The sequence below is a fragment of the Nocardioides sp. NPDC059952 genome, from assembly GCF_042730435.1.
Classification (GTDB): domain Bacteria; phylum Actinomycetota; class Actinomycetes; order Propionibacteriales; family Nocardioidaceae; genus Nocardioides.
This window is the reverse complement of record NZ_JBHWLY010000100.1, coordinates 1-17,979: the sequence shown is the minus strand read 5'-3', so window position 1 is coordinate 17,979 and position 17,979 is coordinate 1. Positions and strand designations below refer to the sequence as shown.

Here is a 17,979-nt window from a genome sequence, read left to right as displayed (position 1 = left end):
GGACCAGCGGTTTCCCCGCTGGTCGAGCCGCCGGAGCCGCTAGGCGGAGGCGTGTCGAGACCAACACATCAGCCTCCGCGAAACGACCGGAACCAAGGACCTGAATGACACTCGACGTCGTCACCCTGCTCACCGAGATCGCTGACATCGGGCGTGACCCGGTGCGTGGTGGCTACTCCCGGCATGTCTACGAGCCGGCCGAGCTGGAGCTGCGCGAGTGGTTCCGGCGTACGTCCGCAGGCCTCGGGCTCGAGGTCGAGACCGACCGCAACGGCAACATCTGGGCCCACTGGGGTCCGCGCGGGGACGGGACGATCGCGATCGGGTCCCACCTCGACTCGGTGCCGGGCGGGGGCGCCTACGACGGCCCGCTCGGCGTCGCCTCCTCCCTCGCCGCCGTCTCGGCGCTGATGGAGGAGGGCTTCGTGCCGGCTCGGCCGGTGACGGTCGCCGCGTTCGGCGAGGAGGAGGGATCCCGGTTCGGCATCGCGTGTCTCGGGTCGAAGCTGATGACCGGAGCACTTCCCGGCGCGAAGGTCGCCGCGCTGGTCGACGAGGCCGGGGTGACGTACGCCGAGGCCTGCCGGGCCGACGGGATCGACCCGGCCGGGCTCGGCCGCGACGAGGAGCGGCTGGCGAGCCTGGCGGCTTTCGTCGAGCTCCACGTCGAGCAGGGCATCGGTCTCGCCGATCTCGAGGCGCCGGTCGCGGTGGCCTCCTCGATCCTGGCCCACGGGCGCTGGAGGCTGGTCTTCTCCGGCGAGGGCAACCACGCCGGGGCGACCCGGATGCGGGACCGTCGCGACCCGGTCGCCGCGATGGCCGCCGCGGTCCTGGCGGCCCAGCGCATCGCGTCGGCCCACGACGGTGCCGACTCCGCCCGGGCCACGATCGGCCGCCTCGTTCCGATCCCGGGCGGCACCAACGTCATCGCCTCCCGAGTGGATGCCTGGCTCGACGTACGCGGCGACACCGACCCGCAGACCCGAGCCCTCCTCGAGGAGATCCTGAGCGCGTCCCACGCGGCCGCGCAGGAGCACGGTTGCACCCTGGAGGTGACCGAGGAGTCCTACGTCTCCACCGTCAACTTCGACCCTGACCTGCAACAACGCCTCGTCGGTGCGCTGGGCGGGGTCCCCGTGCTCGCCACCGGCGCCGGCCACGACGCCGGCATCCTCGCCGCCGAGGTCCCCACCGCGATGCTCTTCACCCGCAACCCCACCGGCGTCTCCCACTCACCCTACGAGACCGCCACCGACGAAGACTGCCGCGCCGGGGCCAAGGCGCTGACCGAGATCGTCCGACTGCTGGCGAGCGAGCCCCGCAGATGACCCGGATCCATGCCGAGCGGGCTCTGGTCGAGGGCCGCGAGCTCACCGGCGTCGTGATCGAGGTGGCCGAGGGCCGCATCACCGCGATCACCCGGGGCGGGCGCACCGAGCCCGCCGACCTCCGCCTCGGCACCGTGCTCGCCGGCTCCGGCAACGCCCACTCCCACGCGTTCCACCGCGCCCTGCGCGGCAGGACGCACGACCAGGGAGGTGACTTCTGGCGCTGGCGCGAGCAGATGTACGCCGTCGCCGACCGCCTCACCCCCGACTCCTACGAACGCCTGGCCGAGGCGGTCTTCGCCGAGATGCTGGTGACCGGCTGGACCACCGTCGCGGAGTTCCACTACGTCCACCACCGCCCCGACGGGACGCCCTACGAGGACCCCAACGCGTTCGGCCTCGCGCTCGCCAGGGCGGCCGACAGCGTCGGCATCCGGCTGACACTCCTCGACACCCTCTACCTGACCAGCGGGCCGGGCAAGCAGCTTCTGCCGGAGCAGCGACGCTTCGGCGACGGCACCGCCGAGGCCTGGCTCGAGCGCTGGCACCGGCTCCACGAGACGAAGCAGACGGTCGGCGCGGCCATCCACTCCGTACGCGCCGTCTCCCCCGACGACATCGCGCTCGTCGTCGAGAGACTGCCCGCCGATGCGCCCCTCCATGTCCATCTCTCCGAGCAGCCCGCGGAGAACGAGCAGTCCCTGGCGAGCTACGGCCGGACGCCCACCCAGGTCCTCGCCGACGCCGGCGCTCTCGCGCCGCGCACCTGGCTGGTCCACGCGACCCATCTGACCGACGACGACATGGCGCTGATCGCCGGATCCGGTGCGGGCGTGGTGATGTGCCCGACCACCGAGGCCGACCTCGGTGACGGCATCGGCCCCGCGCGCGAGCTCGCCGAGGCAGGAGTGCGGATCGCGCTCGGCTCCGACCAGAACGCCGTCATCGACCCCTGGCTCGAGGTGCGCGGTCTGGAGGCCGGCGAACGGCTCCGCAGCCGACAGCGCGGACGTTTCTCACCCGGCGACCTCGAAACCGCCCGCACGAGCGCCGGCTACGCCGCCTCCGGCATCCCCGGCGGCCTCCGGGTCGGGGCCTGCGCCGACCTGGTCGAGCTCGACCCCGATTCCGTACGCACCACCGGAGCCGCCCTCGACCAGCTCGCCCTGGTGGCCACCGCCACCGACGTGACCACGGTCGTCGTCGGCGGGCGCCTCGTGGCGGAGCACGGCCGCCTGACCGACGGCCGCGACCCGGCGTACCTGCTGACCGAAGCACTGAAGGAGCTCAGATGAGCGTGCTGCTGACCAACATCGGCGAGCTGACCACCCACACCGAGGAGCACGGCACCCTCCACGACGCGGCGCTGGTGGTCGCGGACGGCAGCGTCGCCTGGATCGGCCCTGCTGACCGGGCTCCCGCCGCCGACTCCCACGAGGACCTCGGCGGTCGTGCGGTGCTCCCCGGCTGGGTCGACTCCCACACCCACCTGGTCTCGATGGGTGACCGCGCCGAGGAGTTCATCGACCGGATGGCCGGCCGGCCCTACGAGGCCGGCGGGATCATGCGTACGGTCGATGCGACCCGGGCCGCCACCGACGACGACCTCCGGGCGCGGGCGCGTCGGCTGCGCGAGGAGGCATACCGCGGCGGAACCACGACGATCGAGGCCAAGACCGGCTACGGCCTCGACGTCGCGACCGAGCAGCGCCTTGCCCGGATCAGCGCCGAGCACGCCGAGGTGGTCACCTACCTGGGCGCGCACGTCGTCCCGGCGGGTGTGGACCGTCGCGCCTACATCGACCTCGTGACCGGCCCGATGCTCGCCGCTGTGGCGCCTCATGCGACCTACATCGACGTCTTCTGCGAGCAGGGCGCCTTCGACGTCGAGGAGTCCCGCGAGATCCTCGAGGCCGGCCGCGCAGCGGGACTCGGCGTCAAGCTCCATGGCAACCAGCTCGGCGAGTCAGGCGGCGTTCGGCTGGCCGTCGAGATGGGCGCGACGAGCGTCGACCACTGCAACCACCTGAGCCCGAAGGACATCGAGGCGCTCGCGGGGTCCGACACAGTCGCCACGATCCTGCCCGCCTGCGACCTCTCCACCCGCGAGCCGTTCCCGCCCGCTCGCGACCTGGTCGATGCCGGCGCCACGATCGCGATCGCCTCCAACTGCAACCCCGGCTCGTCGTTCACGACCTCGATGGGGTTCTGCGTCGCCACCGCCGTCCTCCAGCAGCGGCTGACCTTCGAGGAGGCCTTGTGGGCGGCGACGGTCGGCGGCGCCACGGCGCTCGGCCTCGACGACTCGACGGGACGGATCAGCGAGGGTGGCCGCGCCGATCTGCAGGCGCTCGATGCCCCCACCGCCAAGCACCTGGCCTACCGCCCCGGGGTTCCCCTCACCCACAAGGTCTGGAGCAGGGGAAACCCGGTGTGACTCAGCCGCGCCGCTTGCCGATCACGACCAGGTAGCGGCAGAGCTCGTCGGTCGGGTTGACGAAGACGCAGTCGGCAGGCGGCCCCAGCTGTAGGCAGTCACCCGCGTCGAGCTCGTGGACGAGGTCACCCTCGACGAACCGCAGATGCCCCGAGAGCACCCAGATCTGCTGCTCCTTGAAGTGGTACGCCGAAGCGGGCGACGCCACCGACGCACCGGCCGGGAACTCCACCTCGACCAGCTCCAGGATCCCGCGCGCGGGCGGCGAGACAGCGCGGCGTACATAGCCGGTCTCGGGATCCGTCCACTCGGTCTGCTCCGAGCGCCGGGCTACGCGCACGGCATCCCCCTCGGCCCGCGCGATCAGCTCGGACAGGGTCAGCTCCAGCGCCCCGGAGAGGCGGGTGAGCAGGACCGCGGTCGGCTGTGCCTCGCCCCGCTCGATCTTCGAGATCATCGCTCGGGAGACCCCGGACGCCTCCGCGAGGCCCGCGACGGTCATCCCGAGCGACTCCCGCGCCGACCTGATGTTGGACGCCAGGGCCTCACCAAACTTGTCACTATCGTCAGCCACATGACTACTATAGGAGACATGTCTTCTGCCTGGACCATTCGCCACGCGACGCCCGCGGACGCGGCCGCCTGCGCGGCGATCTATGAGCCGTACGTCCGCGACACCGTCATCTCCTTCGAGACCGAACCGCCGTCGACCGAGGAGATGGCCGACCGCATCAGGGCTGCCCAGAAGGAGCACGCCTGGCTCGTCCTGGAGACCGAGGGCGAAACCGGCCCGCAGGTCCTCGGCTACGCGTACGCCACCCAGCACCGCACCCGCGCCGCCTACCGCTGGGCCTGCGACGTGAGCATCTACCTCGACCAGGACCGGCGCGGAAACGGCGCCGGCAAGGCCCTGTACGCGGCCCTCTTCCCGGTCCTGAAAGAGCGCGGCTACCACCGGGCACTGGCCGGGATCGCGATCCCGAACGATGCCAGCATCGGGATCCATCGCTCCTTCGGGTTCACCGAGGTCGGGACGTACCGCCGGATCGGGTGGAAGTTCGACGCCTGGCATGACGTCACCTGGATGCAGCTCGATCTCTAGCGTGCGGCCGATGATCTCCGGCGCGAAGGGCCACCTGACCTGCTAGCCCTTCGACAGCGACGACCGTAATGTGGCCAGCATGCCGACGCTCAGCTCGCGGTCAAGACGACGCTTGACGCGGCTCTTGATACTCGTCGCCGCCGTCGTGATCGCGGTCGTGATCATCGACAGGGTCGGCATAGTCGACTGGCCCGCGGTCTGGGACGGATTGAGCCATCTGACGTGGTGGCAGCCACTGATCCTGCTGATGATGGTTGCCGCACGCCAGCTGTTCAAGGCCAGCCCGCTGCATTTCTACATCGAGAACGTGTCGCTGGGTCGCGCGACGCAGAACGATCTCGGCGCCATTCTGATGGCGACGATTGCCCCGGCACCTGCCGACTATGCGATGCGGGTGGCGATGTTCACCTCGTGGGGAGTCTCGGCGGCCCGCGGCCTGGCGGGCGCGACCATGAACACCGTGACCGTGATGATGGTGCGGTTCGCGCTGCCGCTGGTCGGCTTCATCATGCTCGTGATGATCGGCGGCGACTTCTCCTATCGCTGGGCCGACCTGCTCAGCCTGCTGATCTCCGCCGCGATTGCTGCATGTGTGCTGGTGGTGCTCCACAGCGATGCGCTCGCGCGCGCTTTTGGGATCCACGCCGGCCGGATCGTCGGCAGGATTCGGCACAGCGTCGACCCCGAACGCTGGGCGCAGAGCTGCATCGACTTCCGGGGCCACATCTCCGCTCGCGTCCGCTACGGCTTCCCGCGGTCGCTGGTCGGGGTCGTCGCAATGGTGCTGGCCGACCTGGTCATCGTGGTGTCCTGCCTGCGGTTCGTGGGCGTGTCCGCCGCCGAGGTCGGGGTCGTCGACATCGCCATCGCCTACAGCTTCGCGTTTCCACTGACGATCCTGCCCTTCAGTGGCATCGCGATCGTCGACTCACTCATCATCGCCGCACTGGTCCAGAGCGGCGGACATGCCGTGGAGGCCCCGGCGCTCGCGGCCCTCGTCATCTGGCGGGTCTACACCCTGGGCGTCCCGGCGCTCGCGGGGCTGGTGGCCATCGCGCTGTGGCGGCGCACGACCCGGCGCCCGGCGACGGATGCCGCCCTCGCCGGGCACGAGCCCGAGTCGCCCTGACCACCGCACCGTCGGCTTCCGCACCCATCGGACCCGGCGCAGCCCCCACGCGAGGAGTTTCGCTGCGGATGCGTCAGCGCTCGCCGCGGCGCCTGCGCGCCACGACCCCGAACCCGGCACCGCAGAGGAGCAGCAGAGCCCCCACCAGCAGCCCGGCGCCCAGCACCGGATCCAGCTCGTAGCCACAGAGCAGGAGTGCGAAGAGCCCCGAGTCAGTGACTCGGGGCTCTTCGTGCGTTGTACCCCCGACCGGATTTGAACCGGCGTTACCGCCGTGAGAGGGCGACGTCCTAGGCCGCTAGACGACGGGGGCTTGCACTGCCATCAGCACCAATTCGGTCCCGCTGACGAGAGAAAACACTACCCGAACGACCGCCGAATCTCTCAATCGAGACCTCAACCGAGTTGCCGCCTCAGCCGAGCGCGCACCCGGTGATACCGGCTCCGCACCGTCCCCTCTCGCATGCCGACCACGGCCGCCGTCTCGACCAGACTGAGGCCGTCCCAATGCACGAGCCGCAGGATCTCCTGGTCGATCGGTTTGAGCCAGTCGATCGCCGCGCGCAGATCCAGTACGCGCTCATCGGCGGGGTGCACCAACTCATCAGCTGACGACAGCTCGAGTCGCAACCTGCGGGCCAGCGCGGATCGTCGCTGGTTCGTACGTCGATGCCCGCGCAGCACGTTGCGGGCGACCCCGAACGCCCACATCCGAGCGTCGTCGGGATCGTTCGGGATCGCGTCGGACCGCCGCCACAGCAGAAGCAGCGTCTCGCCGAGAAGGTCGGCCGCGTCCTCCGCGGGCGCCACCCGCCGTACGAAATAGGCCAGAAGGGTGGGCGCGATCGATACCAGCCAGTCGCCGAGTTCACCGGCCGAGAGGCCGCCGCGATCTAGGTCCGATGCCACCTGCCGGGCGTTCACTCGCCGGCCTCGCAACTCGTGCCATATCCCGTCAGTCGCGGCGCGTCATCGACCGGTTCGCCCAGTTCGGGGACGACGCCCTTCAGTTCGGCACGGAACCTGTCCTCGAGGCCAGGAGAGTCGTCGGTCGCCGCATCGCTGAGATCGTCGTTCCACGCACTCCAGTCCTTGGTGCGCACATACGCGGCGACCTCCTCCATCTCGCCCTCATCAAGATCACGGAACTCGAGGAAGAGCTGACACGTACGCTGCTCGCCGCTGCCCCAGGTCGCGACGAACTCGATCGGCTCATACAGACGCTGCCCGCCTGACTCAATGGTCATATGTGGCGGCACGCTCATCATCCACGCGTCTTGTGTCATCGCGGCGCTGAGCACCAACGCCCCGATCGCTACCCCTCCGATGACGTACGGGCGCCGTCGCCGCCTCTGCCTGGGCAACATCTGGTCACCGACCCCCGCGCCGCGTGCGACAGCTGTCGCCAGCTCTCGAGCCAGCGCGGCCTCGCCGTCGCCCAGTCGTGGTGCGGCCGCATTCAGCAACCCGTCGAGCTCACGATCGTCCATCGAGTTCTCCTCCGTACGGCGGTTCTGCCCATACCTGACCGCACGAACCCGAAGCGTTGCACCGCACAACACAGAGAAATGACGAAGAGCCCCGAGTCAGTGACTCGAGGCTCTTCCTGCGTTGTACCCCCGACCGGATTTGAACCGGCGTTACCGCCGTGAGAGGGCGACGTCCTAGGCCGCTAGACGACGGGGGCTTGCAGCGGGTGAAACCTTAGCGAACCGCTTCGGTGACTCCCAAATCCTCCGGAGAGGATCCGCTGGGCTACTAGGACTCGAACCTAGAATAACTGGACCAGAACCAGTCGTGTTGCCAATTACACCATAGCCCATCGCCTTGCTCGACTTAGCTTCACAAGGACGATTCGGCCCTCAGGATTTCTCCCTCGAACCGAGAGTGAACATTACCGGCGAGGCCCCCGGGCGACGAAATCGGCACGCCCTTCGGCCCACTTCACGTGCTCTTCGTCGTGGTCGAGAGGCCCACCGACCGCGCAGCCCACACGGTGAGCGCCAGGAAGACGCCTGACTGGACCAAGGTGACCGGGATCCGCCACCACGACCCTTCGGTGGTGTTGAGCACCGTCGAGATGTCGCCGAAGGCCACCGCCATGCCGAGGCTGACGAAGTTGTTGAGGACATGCATCGCGATGCCCGCCTCGATGCCCCCGGTGGCGATGACACAGATGCCGGCGACGATGCCGAAGGCGAACCGGTCCAGGAACAGCGGCAGGTCCTGGGAGCCGTGGGCGAAGGCGAACAGGAGCGCGGTGATCGTCACCGAGACGGTCCGGGCGCCCGCCATCCCGCCGAAGAGCGACCCGAAGGTCTGGAAGATGTAGCCGCGAAAGAGGTATTCCTCCCCCGCCGCCTGCAGCGGGGTGAGGAGCACGATCACGAGCACGAAGTCGCGCATGGTGCTCGTGTAGGGGTTGAGCGTGCTGGGGCCGAGGTCGTCGCCCGGGATCGGCAGCCGGGAGGCGACGATGACGGTGACCACCATGGTGATCGCGGCGATCCCGAGACACTGCAGCAGCCACGACCAGCGGATCCGTCGCTCGACCGAGGCCAGCCAGCCCGGCCGCAGACCGTGCAGCGCCCAGCACAGGAGCATCGCCGCCGGGATCGCCCCGGCCAACGACAACAGCAGGAACGCCAGCGACTCCGGGGTGACGACCTCCACATCGGAGACCGCTGGCATCGCGGTGGCTACGTCGTTGCCGGTGAGCCTGAAGAAGAGCTCGAACCCGACCAGCACCACCGCCGGCGAGACGAAGAAGACACACAGCCCGATCAGGATGAGTCCGACCAGGGGCCGCCCCCAGCCGCTGCGCCCGCTGCGCTGCACCTGGTAGTACGCCAGTCCCGAGGGCGGCTCCATGACCGTGCTCATCCTGCCCGTCCTGCCACGTTCAGCCCTTCCCGAGAACCGCCTTCAGGCGGCCCAGCGTACGCTCCCGACCGAGCAGCTCCATGGATTCGAACAGTGGCGGGCTGATCCGCTTACCCGTCACCGCGACCCGCACCGGGCCGTACGCCTTGCGCGGCTTGAGCCCGAGACCGTCGATCAGGGCCGCGGTCAGCGCGTCCTGGATCTCGGCCGTCGACCACGTGTGGAGACCCACGAGCGCGTCGCGCGAAGCCCGGACGACGCCCAGGCCCTCCTCGTCGAGCAGCTTGGCGGCGTCCTCCTCGTCGAGCGCGAAGTCTGCCTCCGGTACGAAGAGGAAGCGCAGCATGTCGGAGGCCTCGCCGAGCTTGTTGATCCGCTCGGCGACCAGCGGCATCGCGGCCTCGAGCATCTGCGCGTCGGCGTCGTGCACCGGGTCGCCGATGACGCCGTCGGCCTTGAGGTAGGGAATCACCCGGTGGGTGATCTCCTCGACCGGCAGCAGCCGCATGTGGGAGGCGTTGATCGCCTCCGCCTTCTTGACGTCGAAGCGGGCCGGGTTCTTGACCACGTCGTGGATCTCGAAGGCCTCGACCATCTCCTCCATGGTGAAGATGTCGCGGTCGGCCGCGATCGCCCAGCCGAGCAGCGCCACGTAGTTGAGCAGCCCCTCGGGCAGGAACCCCTCCTCGCGGTACTTCAGCGCGTGCGCCTCCGGGTCGCGCTTGGAGAGCTTCTTGTTGCCCTGGCCCATGACGTAGGGCAGGTGGCCGAACGCGGGAGCACGCTCGGCCAGGCCTACCTCGACGAACGCGTCGAAGAGCGCGATCTGCCGAGGGGTCGAGGAGAGCAGGTCCTCGCCGCGGAAGACGTGGGTGATGTTCATGGTGGCGTCGTCGACCGGCGCCGTGAGCGTGTAGAGCGGGTCGCCGTTGGCGCGCGCGAGCGCGTAGTCGGGGACGTGCTTGGTCTCGAACGTCACCTCGCCGCGGACGAGGTCGTTGAACGTGATCGAGCCGTCGGGCATGCGGAACCGCGGGACCGAGGAACGGCCCTCGGCCTCGTACGCCTTGATCTGGTCCTCGCTCAGGTCACGGCAGTGGTTGTCGTACCCCTGCGCCGGCGCCTCGCCCTTGATCCCCTCGGCCTTCGCGGCCTTGTAGGCGGCCAGGCGCTGCTCGTAGCGGGCGGTGGTCTCCTCGCCGGTGCAGTAGCACTCGTAGACATGGGAGGAGGCGCGCAGGCGGCCGAGGGCGTCGGCGTAGATCTCCGAGCGCTCCGACTGGCGGTAGGGGCCGTAGGGGCCACCGACCTCGACGCCCTCGTCCCAGTCGAGACCGAGCCAGCGCATCAGGTCGATGAGCCCGTCGTAGGACTCCTGGGTGTTGCGCGCCTTGTCGGTGTCCTCGATGCGGAACACGAAGGTGCCACCGTGGTGGCGCGCGAAGGCCCAGTTGAACAGGGCGGTCCGGACCAGACCCACGTGGGGCGAGCCTGTCGGGCTGGGCGCCATCCGGACGCGGTAGTCCTTCGGGTCGAGGGTCCCGGTCAAATCATTGCCAGTCAACGCTGTGCCACCTTGTTCGTCAGAGCTCCGAGCCCCTCGACGAAGATCTCGATCTCGTCGCCGGGCTCCATGGGGCCGACACCCTCGGGGGTGCCGGTGAGGATCACATCGCCCGGCAGCAGCGTCATGACGCTGCTGATGTGGGCGATCAGCTTCGGGATGTCGTGGACGAGGTCCTTCGTGGACCCGTCCTGGACGACATCCCCGTTGAGGAAGGTCTGGATGCGTACGCCGGCGGCGAGCTGCTCCGGCTCGACGTCGGTCTCGATCCAGGGACCGAGCGGGCAGAAGGTGTCGTAGCCCTTCGCCTGGGAGAAGTGCTTGAGCCGCCGCTGGACGTCGCGCGCGGTGACGTCGTTGGCGACCGTCATCCCGTAGATGACGTCCTTCACCTTCGCCTCCGGGACGTCGCGGCAGATCCGGCCGATCACGATCGCGAGCTCGCCCTCGAAGTGGAGGTCCTCGACTCCTGCTGGGCGCTGGATCGTGTCGCCGGGGCCGCAGACCGCGGTGTTCGGCTTGATGAAGAAGAGCGGCTCGGCCGGAACCTCGTTGCCGAGCTCGGCCGCGTGCTTGGCGTAGTTGCGGGCGACCGCGACCACCTTGCTGCGCGGGATCACCGGCGCGAGCAGCTTGACGTCTTCGAACTTGTGGACCTGGTCGGTGATGTTGACCCCGGAGAACAGCGGGTCGCCCTGGAGCGCGACGACGGTCGCGTCCTCGCTGAGCTGGCCGTAGCCGTCGAGGTCCCCCATGACGACGCCGAACTGGGGCTCGCCACCCTTGGTCGTGAATCTGGCGATGCGCACATGCTGAGCCTATCCGGACCCGTCGCCACGATTCACTTCACTATGCGCTGCCTTCGTAGGCTTGTACGTCGTGGAGGTGCTGTCGCGTTCGGAGTGGACCGCTCGCGCGGACGCCCACCGCGCACGTCTGGCGCCCTACGTCGAGCCGCATCTCGCCCGCCGCGGCGCCCGGGTCAAGCACCCGGTCAACGACTTTCTGTTCACCTACTACTCCTACCGGCCCGCCCAGCTGCTGCGCTGGCACCCGGGGTTCGGGGTGACGCTGTCGGACGCTTCGGAGTACGCGTCGTTGCGTGGCTACGCCGACGGCACCGTCTCGGCCGGCTTCCTCGCCGACAAGCGCCTGTTGATCGAGACGCTCCTGAAGCTGCTTCGGGCCACCTCTGGTCGTGAGGGCAACTTCGGCTGCTTCGGCCTCCACGAGTGGGCGATGGTCTACCGGCTGACCCCGGAGCAGGTACGCCACGCCGACTGGCCTCTCCGGCTGGGGGCCGCCGGCACCGACCGGGTCGTGGAGTCGCACCGCATCGCGTGCAGTCACTTCGACGCGTACCGCTTCTTCACTCCCCCGGCGGCCCCGCTCAACACCCTCTCGCCGCGATCCGACGACCGCTCTGCCTTCGAGCAGCCGGGGTGCCTGCACGGCAACATGGACCTCTACAAGCACGCCTTCCGGCTCTCGCCGCTGGTCTCCTCCGACCTCGTCGCCGACTGCTTCGAGCTCGCCTGGGACATCCGCACGATGGACATGAAGGCCGCTCCGTACGACCTCGCCGAGCTCGACCTGGACCCGATCCGCATCGAGACCGCCGCCGGGAAGCAGGAGTACGCCGCCGCCCAGCGCGCCTTCGCCGAGCGCGCCGCCCCGCTCCGGGAGCGGCTGATCGCCGAGTGCGAGCGGCTCGTGTCAGAGCTCGGCTGAGCTGCCGAGGATCCCTGCCTGGAGCTCGACGGCGGCGGTGACGCGCTCGACGTCGCCGGTGGCGAGCAGGTCGAGGAGGGCTCCGCGGAGGGTGGCGAGGGCGAGGGTGCGGCGGACGAGGCCGTGCTCGGTGGTCTGCTCGGACTCCGGCTGGCAGGCGGCGAGCACGCCCAGCCAGTCGTTGACGGTCGACTCGGCGAAGCCGGCCCAGGGGCCGTCGGGCTCGACCAGGGAGCGCGCGTACGCCTCGGCCCACAGGCGTAGGAGCGGGCGGTGGTCCTCGGCGGCGAGCCAGGTCCAGACGTGTCTGGTCGCCTCGGGCAGGCCGGTGGCTGCGCCGTTCAGGGGCTCGATCATCGCCAGCTCGTCGGATCGCGCGCGGGCCAGCAGCGCCTTGACCAGCCCGTCCTTGTTGCCGAACAGGAACATCAGCACGCGCGGGCTCGAGCCGATCGCCGCGGCCACCGGGCGCAGCGAGAGATCGGCGAGACCGTGCTCGAGGGCGTAGGCGTAGGCAGCCTCGAGCAGCTCGGTCTTGCGGGCCGAAGGAGTTGGCTCCGGTGTGCTCATGGGCCTAGCATAACTCCTACTGAAACAGTCGTGTCAGTAGGAGGTCAGATGACACACACAGAGCGAGGCGCGCGGGTGAACGTCCGCCGCGCCGACCGTCCCGGCGACCTGGGCTGGATGGTGATGACCCACGGCGAGATCTATGCCGAGCAGTTCGGCTGGACCACCGAGTTCGAGGCGCTGGTCGCCCGGATCGTGGCCGACTTCGCCGCCGACCATGACCCCGCGAGGGAGGCTGCCTGGATCGCCGAGGTCGACGGCCGGCGCGCCGGCTGCATCCTCTTGGTCTCCGGCGAGCAGCCCGGCGTCGCCAAGCTGCGGATCCTGCTGGTCTCCGCCGCGGCCCGTGGCCACGGGGTGGGCTCGCGCCTGGTCGAGGCGTGCCTCGACTTCGCCCGCTCGACGGGATATCAGCAGGTCACCCTGTGGACCAACGACATCCTGGCCTCCGCTCGCCGGATCTACGAGGCGTACGGCTTCGTCCTCTCCGACGAGGAGAAGCACCACAGCTTCGGCCACGATCTCGTCGGCCAGACCTGGACCCTCGACCTGATCGCCCCGGCGACGAGGTAACGGACGTCACACGCGGCGTGCGCTGCTCCCGCCGTGACCTCGATCAGCGGGATACGTTGATCCCACAATGGCCATCCTTCCCCACCCCCGACAAGCTGCCGCTTCGATCGCCACCACGGTCGGCGCCGCGGCGGGGAACGTCGCGCACTCGCTGCTCTACGGCGGGCTCGCCGACCTGCGGCCGATGCCGCGTACGTTGATCGACGACGGCACCCGGCGCGAGCTCTACCACTACCGGCCGGCGGCGGGCGAGACTCCCGAGGGCGACCCGGTGCTGCTGGTCACGCCGCTCGCAGCGCCGGCGATCTGCTACGACCTGCGGCGCGGCTGCTCGGTCGTCGAGCACCTGGTGGGGACGGACCGGCCGACCTATCTGGTCGAGTACGGCGAGGTGAACTTCGCCGACCGCAGCCTCGGTATCGAGCACTGGATCGCGCACGTCGTGCCGGAGGCGATCCGGTCGGTCTCCGAGCACGCGGGCGGGCGGCCGGTGCACGTGGTCGGCTGGTCGCTGGGCGGGATCTTCACGATGCTCGCCGCCGCCGACTCCCCCGACCTCCCGATCGCCTCGCTGGCGGTGCTCGGCTCGCCCTGCGACGTACGTCAGGTGCCGTTGATCGCGCCGCTACGGCCGCTGCTCAACCTGCCGCCGGGCAACCTGGTCACCACGGCCTACCAGGCCTTCGGCGGGGTCCCGAAGCCGCTGGTCAGGTGGGCTTTCCAGATCTCCTCGGTCGACAAGATGTTCACCAAGCCGGTCGCAAAGCTGTCCAACCTGGCCGACCGTGAGTTCCTCGCCCAGCTCGAGGCGGTCGACCGGTTCACCGACAACATCATCGCCTACCCGGGGCGTACGTTCGGGCAGCTCTATCACCACTTCTTCCGAACGAATGCGCTGTTCAGCGGGCAGATCGACCTCAGCGACGACCATTCCGTCTACCTGCGCGACGTCAAGCAGCCCACGCTCGTCGTCGCCGGCGCCAACGACGGTATCGGCCCCGTCGCCGCCGTCCGGCCGCTGGTCGACCTGCTCACCGGCGCCGAGGAGCTCCGCTTCGAGATCGTCCCCGGCGGCCATCTCGGCCTCCTCACCGGCCGCGCCGCCCGGGACCACACCTGGCCCCTGCTCGACGAGTGGTTCACCCAGCACGACTGAGTTGTCGGTGGCGGGGTTGTCGGCGGCGGGTGGCAGGGTGTGCGCCATGTCGAACCCACCCGCCGAGGCGACCGAGGAGCACTTCCGCAACGAGGACTGGTACGCGGCCGAGCTCACCGGGGCTCGGTTCGTCGACTGCGTCTTCACCGATGTCGATCTCACCGAGGCGACGACGTCGGCGGCGCTCTTCGAGAACTGCACCTTCCACGGCGGCCGGTTCAACGCCTCCACCCATGTCGGCTCGGCGTTCGTCGGCTGTGACTTCCGGCGTACGAACTTCTTCGACTCGACCTTCGAGGGCTGCAAGCTCAGCGGGAGCGAGTTCTCGGGCTGCACGCTGCGGCCGCTGAAGGTGAGCGGCGGCGTCTGGCGCGGGGTCTCGCTGCGCGGCGCGAACCTGGCCCGGCTCGATCTGTCCGGGCTGGACCTGCGCGACGCCGACCTGTCCCTGGCCGACCTCACCGACGCGGTGCTTCGAGACGCCCGCCTCGACGGAGCGACGCTCCAGGAGACGACGCTGCACGGCGCCGATCTCCGCGGCGCCGATCTCGACCGCGTCGATCTCACCGTGGCGTCGCTGCGCGCCACGAAGCTCGACCTCGCCGGCGCCGTGATGCTCGCCGAGCTGCACGGCGCGGAGGTCGACGCCCTCAGCGCCGGCGACTGACCTGCCGAGGCGTCACCCCGGTCGGCCGAAGCGTCACTGCCGTCGGCCGAGATGGCATGCCGGTGACCTCTCGGCCGACGCCAGCGACCTCTCGGCCGACGCGAGTGACGCCTCGGCGGCGGTTGTCAGCTGTTCGAGGAGGCCTCGCGGACGACCTTGGCCATCGAGATCCCGGCAGCGATCAGGCCCAGACCGGTGACGAAGTCGTCGGTGTCGCGTACGTCGTCCTCGATGGCGCCCGCGGCGGCGGCCTGGAGGTGGGTCTGCTCGTCGACGGCGTGGCCGTAGACGAAGTGGAGCAGGGTGCGGGCGGCGACGGGGGCGAGATCACCCAGGCCGCCGTCGCTCAGCGCCGCGACGAGGTCGTCGTGGGGCTGGGTCGCGCCCAGCCCGAAGGCCCAGACCGTGGCGACGACCTCGGCGCCGTCACGGTAGGCGAGCAACGAGTCACGCAGGTCGGTGCAGATGCCGGTGACGCGTACGTCCCAGGGTCCCGACGGTTCGTGCCGGCCGCGGAGCAGGATCTCGTCGGCCACCGCGGCCAGCAGGGACTGCTTGTTCGCGAAGTGGTGGTAGAGCGCGCTTGGGCGGACGCCGAGCTCGGTGCCCAGACGGCGCATCGTCAGGTCGGCGAGACCGTAGTCGTCGAGGACCTGCAGCGCGCGGGCGACGACGTCCTCACGGCGGTATCGCATGTTGCTCCCAGGGGCCGGGTGGTGGGACGAAGTGGACGAAGACGTACGTCGACCTTAACCTGAACACCGTTCACCTGACCAAGGTTCAGGTCTGAGTACGCAGGAGCGAGTATGACCGAGTCCCCCACGACCACCGACGAGACCCCGGCGACCAGGTCGTCGCGGCTCGACACCACCGACCTCGCACTGATCGCCGCGTTCGCGGCCCTGATCGCGGTCTGCTCCTACCTCGCCGCCATCCCGATGGGCGGCGCCGGCGTACCGCTGACACTGCAGGGCTTCGCGCTCCTGCTGACCGGCGCCCTGCTGGGCCCGCTGCGCGGCACCGCCGCCGTGGTGCTCTACCTGCTCCTCGGCGTCGCCGGCCTCCCCGTCTTCGCCGGCCATGCCGCCGGGCCCGGCGTCTTCGTCGGCGTGACCGGCGGTTACCTGTGGTCCTTCCCGCTCATGGTGCTCGCCGTCGGCCTGCTGGTGAAGTACGTCCTGCGCACCCGCCGCACCAACCCCCTCCTCGTCTTCGCCGCCTGTGTCGTCGGCGTCGTGATCAACCACGTCGGCGGCATCATCGGGATGGCCATCGTGCTCCATGTCAGCCTGCCGGAGGCGGCGGTCTTCGACGCCCCCTACTGGATCGGTGACTTCATCAAGGCCGCGGTCGCTGCGGTCGTCGCCTCCCAGGTCCACCGCGCCTTCCCGAAGCTGCTCGCCCGACGTGCCTGAGATCCGCTTCGAGGCCGCCGAGGTCCGGGTCGAGTCCCCGGATCTCGGCGGCGAGCGCACCATCCTGCAGCCCACCACCCTGACCCTGACCGAGCAGCGGATCGGGATCGTCGGAAGCAATGGCTCCGGCAAGTCGACCCTCGCTCGGATGATCAACGGCCTGGTCGCACCCAGCGCGGGGAGCGTCTCCGTCGGCGGCCTCGACGTGGCCCGCAAGGGCGCCGCCGTACGCCGGCGTGTCGGGTTCACGTTCACCGACCCCGCCGCCCAACTGGTGATGCCGACCTGCGTCGAGGATGTCGAGCTGTCGTTGCGCCGGACGGTGAAGGATCGCGTACGCCGCCGGGAGCTCGCCCTCGAGACCCTGGCCCGCTTCGGCCTGGCCGAGCGTGCCGAGGTGAGCGTGCATGCCCTGTCCGGGGGCCAGCGGCAGCTGCTCGCCCTGGCCGGCGTGCTCGCCACCTCACCGGACGTGCTGGTCACCGACGAGCCGACCACCCTCCTCGATCTGCGCAACACCCGCATGGTCGGCGACCTGCTCTTCTCACTGCCCCAGCAGCTGGTCCTCGTCACCCACGACCTCGACCTCGTCCGCCGCTGCGACCGCGTCCTCGTCGTCGAGGACGGCCGGGTCTGCTACGACGGCGACGCCGACGCCGCCGTCAAGCACTACGTGAGGACGGTCGAGGCGTGAGCATGACCGTCGGGCTCTACCGCCCGGGCGACACCGTGCTGCACCGGCTTCCGGTGGGCGCCAAGCTGCTGGGCCTGGCCGTGCTCAGCGTGGCCATCGTGGCGCTGCGCGGGCCGCTCATCGCGGTCGGGTTCCTCGTCGTGGCCGTCGTGTTCGCGCTCATCGGCCGGCTCGACCTGGCCGCGACCGCGCGGGCGCTGCGCGCCGTGCTGATCATCGCCGTGCTCGTCGCGCTGCTCCAGTGGTGGCTGTTCACCTTCGACCGGGCGCTGGAGTCCCTGCTCGACCTCGTCTCGCTCGCCCTGCTGGCCCTCACTCTGACCGTGACCACACCGACGACCGAGACCCTCGACGCCGTGGTCCGCTGGATCGGCCCGCTCCGCCGCGTCGGGCTCGACCCCGAGCGGGTCGCGCTCACGATCGCGATGGCCATCCAGGCCCTCCCCGGCACCCTCGCCCTGGGCGTCGAGACCCGCGACGCCGCCCGAGCCCGTGGCCTCGGCCGGTCCCCCAGGGCGTACCTCACGCCCTTCGTCATCCGCGTCGTCGCCCGCGCCCATGAGACCGGCGACGCCCTCAAGGCCCGCGGCCTCGGCGACTGACCCCAGCCGAATCGGTAGTTCTGTCGGCCGAGTCGGTAGTTGTGTGGGGGCCCGGAGGGCAAGAAAGGAGCCCACCAAACCCAAAGGCGGGCCCCATATTGGGGTTAGTGGCGTGGGGTAACAAC

At 70.0% G+C, this 17,979-nt stretch carries 20 protein-coding genes and 3 tRNA genes; 12 read left to right on the top strand and 11 right to left on the bottom strand.

Going from position 1 to position 17,979, the window contains the following annotated elements; all coding sequences use genetic code 11:
- Window positions 1-104: 104 nt before the first annotated feature.
- Genes ACFV9G_RS27795 through hutI form a run of 3 tightly spaced genes read left to right on the top strand, consistent with a single transcriptional unit; the run spans window position 105 to window position 3,768 of the window.
- Complete coding sequence (locus ACFV9G_RS27795; protein ID WP_378732284.1) at window positions 105-1,331, top strand: allantoate amidohydrolase; 1,227 nt, start codon at window positions 105-107, stop codon at window positions 1,329-1,331.
- A complete protein-coding gene (locus ACFV9G_RS27790; protein ID WP_378732281.1) occupies window positions 1,328-2,626 on the top strand; it encodes a formimidoylglutamate deiminase in 1,299 nt (432 codons plus the stop codon). Before ACFV9G_RS27795 ends, ACFV9G_RS27790 begins: the two co-directional genes overlap by 4 nt.
- Complete coding sequence (gene hutI, locus ACFV9G_RS27785) at window positions 2,623-3,768, top strand: imidazolonepropionase (RefSeq protein WP_378732278.1); 1,146 nt, start codon at window positions 2,623-2,625, stop codon at window positions 3,766-3,768. Before ACFV9G_RS27790 ends, hutI begins: the two co-directional genes overlap by 4 nt.
- Window position 3,769: 1 nt before the next feature.
- Here the strand turns inward: hutI and ACFV9G_RS27780 are convergent, their stop codons facing one another.
- Window positions 3,770-4,342: a helix-turn-helix domain-containing protein gene (locus ACFV9G_RS27780; RefSeq protein ID WP_378732275.1), complete on the bottom strand. Its 573-nt coding sequence runs from the start codon at window positions 4,340-4,342 to the stop codon at window positions 3,770-3,772.
- Between the two features lie 18 nt (window positions 4,343-4,360).
- On the opposite strand from ACFV9G_RS27780, the gene ACFV9G_RS27775 reads away from it, so the two are divergent.
- Both ACFV9G_RS27775 and ACFV9G_RS27770 read left to right on the top strand, forming a co-directional pair.
- A complete protein-coding gene (locus ACFV9G_RS27775; RefSeq protein ID WP_378732273.1) occupies window positions 4,361-4,870 on the top strand; it encodes an arsinothricin resistance N-acetyltransferase ArsN1 family B in 510 nt (169 codons plus the stop codon).
- Between the two features lie 145 nt (window positions 4,871-5,015).
- Window positions 5,016-5,999 (top strand): hypothetical protein, encoded by a 984-nt coding sequence (locus ACFV9G_RS27770; RefSeq protein WP_378732270.1) that lies wholly within the window; start codon window positions 5,016-5,018, stop codon window positions 5,997-5,999.
- A gap of 240 nt (window positions 6,000-6,239) precedes the next feature.
- On the opposite strand, the gene ACFV9G_RS27765 is transcribed toward ACFV9G_RS27770, so the two are convergent.
- From ACFV9G_RS27765 to ACFV9G_RS27730, 8 genes are all read right to left on the bottom strand, one after another.
- Window positions 6,240-6,312: transfer RNA gene (locus ACFV9G_RS27765), tRNA-Glu, on the bottom strand.
- Window positions 6,313-6,395: 83 nt separating this feature from the next.
- Window positions 6,396-6,923, bottom strand: coding sequence for an RNA polymerase sigma factor (locus ACFV9G_RS27760; protein WP_378732268.1), 528 nt, complete (start codon window positions 6,921-6,923; stop codon window positions 6,396-6,398).
- Window positions 6,920-7,489: a hypothetical protein gene (locus ACFV9G_RS27755; RefSeq protein ID WP_378732265.1), complete on the bottom strand. Its 570-nt coding sequence runs from the start codon at window positions 7,487-7,489 to the stop codon at window positions 6,920-6,922. The genes ACFV9G_RS27760 and ACFV9G_RS27755 overlap by 4 nt, the downstream gene beginning before the upstream one ends.
- Before the next feature lie 124 nt (window positions 7,490-7,613).
- A tRNA-Glu gene (locus ACFV9G_RS27750) sits at window positions 7,614-7,686 on the bottom strand.
- 63 nt (window positions 7,687-7,749) lie between these two features.
- Window positions 7,750-7,821: transfer RNA gene (locus tag ACFV9G_RS27745), tRNA-Gln, on the bottom strand.
- A gap of 122 nt (window positions 7,822-7,943) precedes the next feature.
- On the bottom strand, window positions 7,944-8,882 hold the full coding sequence (locus ACFV9G_RS27740) for a CPBP family intramembrane glutamic endopeptidase (RefSeq protein ID WP_378732262.1): 939 nt from the start codon (window positions 8,880-8,882) through the stop codon (window positions 7,944-7,946).
- 19 nt (window positions 8,883-8,901) lie between these two features.
- Window positions 8,902-10,392 carry a glutamate--tRNA ligase gene (gltX, locus tag ACFV9G_RS27735; RefSeq protein ID WP_378732290.1) on the bottom strand — a complete coding sequence of 497 codons (1,491 nt, stop codon included), beginning with the start codon at window positions 10,390-10,392 and terminating at the stop codon, window positions 8,902-8,904.
- A 50-nt stretch (window positions 10,393-10,442) separates the two neighbouring features.
- The gene (locus tag ACFV9G_RS27730; protein ID WP_378732259.1) at window positions 10,443-11,255 is read right to left on the bottom strand and encodes a fumarylacetoacetate hydrolase family protein; all 813 of its coding nucleotides are present in this window, start codon (window positions 11,253-11,255) and stop codon (window positions 10,443-10,445) included.
- Between the two features lie 61 nt (window positions 11,256-11,316).
- Between ACFV9G_RS27730 and ACFV9G_RS27725 the strand changes: the two genes are divergently transcribed.
- Window positions 11,317-12,177, top strand: coding sequence for a 3-methyladenine DNA glycosylase (locus ACFV9G_RS27725; protein ID WP_378732256.1), 861 nt, complete (start codon window positions 11,317-11,319; stop codon window positions 12,175-12,177).
- On the opposite strand, the gene ACFV9G_RS27720 is transcribed toward ACFV9G_RS27725, so the two are convergent.
- Entirely contained in the window at window positions 12,163-12,747 is a 585-nt protein-coding gene (locus ACFV9G_RS27720) for a TetR/AcrR family transcriptional regulator (protein ID WP_378732253.1), read from the bottom strand. The two genes, ACFV9G_RS27725 and ACFV9G_RS27720, sit on opposite strands and share 15 nt — an antisense overlap.
- A 48-nt stretch (window positions 12,748-12,795) precedes the next feature.
- Between ACFV9G_RS27720 and ACFV9G_RS27715 the strand changes: the two genes are divergently transcribed.
- The 3 genes from ACFV9G_RS27715 (at window position 12,796) to ACFV9G_RS27705 (ending at window position 15,143) form a co-directional block, all read left to right on the top strand.
- Window positions 12,796-13,320 carry a GNAT family N-acetyltransferase gene (locus tag ACFV9G_RS27715; RefSeq protein ID WP_378732250.1) on the top strand — a complete coding sequence of 175 codons (525 nt, stop codon included), beginning with the start codon at window positions 12,796-12,798 and terminating at the stop codon, window positions 13,318-13,320.
- Between the two features lie 67 nt (window positions 13,321-13,387).
- Entirely contained in the window at window positions 13,388-14,476 is a 1,089-nt protein-coding gene (locus ACFV9G_RS27710; RefSeq protein WP_378732247.1) for an alpha/beta fold hydrolase, read from the top strand.
- A gap of 46 nt (window positions 14,477-14,522) precedes the next feature.
- Window positions 14,523-15,143 carry a pentapeptide repeat-containing protein gene (locus ACFV9G_RS27705; RefSeq protein ID WP_378732244.1) on the top strand — a complete coding sequence of 207 codons (621 nt, stop codon included), beginning with the start codon at window positions 14,523-14,525 and terminating at the stop codon, window positions 15,141-15,143.
- A 125-nt stretch (window positions 15,144-15,268) separates the two neighbouring features.
- Here ACFV9G_RS27705 and ACFV9G_RS27700 read toward each other — a convergent pair whose 3' ends face one another.
- The gene (locus tag ACFV9G_RS27700) at window positions 15,269-15,838 is read right to left on the bottom strand and encodes a TetR/AcrR family transcriptional regulator C-terminal domain-containing protein (RefSeq protein ID WP_378732241.1); all 570 of its coding nucleotides are present in this window, start codon (window positions 15,836-15,838) and stop codon (window positions 15,269-15,271) included.
- 111 nt (window positions 15,839-15,949) lie between these two features.
- Here ACFV9G_RS27700 and ACFV9G_RS27695 point away from each other — a divergent pair, with 111 nt between their 5' ends.
- The 3 genes from ACFV9G_RS27695 to ACFV9G_RS27685 are packed head-to-tail and all read left to right on the top strand — an operon-like array spanning window position 15,950 to window position 17,854.
- Complete coding sequence (locus ACFV9G_RS27695) at window positions 15,950-16,558, top strand: biotin transporter BioY (RefSeq protein WP_378732238.1); 609 nt, start codon at window positions 15,950-15,952, stop codon at window positions 16,556-16,558.
- Window positions 16,551-17,252 carry an energy-coupling factor ABC transporter ATP-binding protein gene (locus ACFV9G_RS27690; protein WP_378732235.1) on the top strand — a complete coding sequence of 234 codons (702 nt, stop codon included), beginning with the start codon at window positions 16,551-16,553 and terminating at the stop codon, window positions 17,250-17,252. The genes ACFV9G_RS27695 and ACFV9G_RS27690 overlap by 8 nt, the downstream gene beginning before the upstream one ends.
- A gap of 2 nt (window positions 17,253-17,254) precedes the next feature.
- Complete coding sequence (locus ACFV9G_RS27685) at window positions 17,255-17,854, top strand: energy-coupling factor transporter transmembrane protein EcfT (protein WP_378732286.1); 600 nt, start codon at window positions 17,255-17,257, stop codon at window positions 17,852-17,854.
- Window positions 17,855-17,979: the final 125 nt, after the last annotated feature.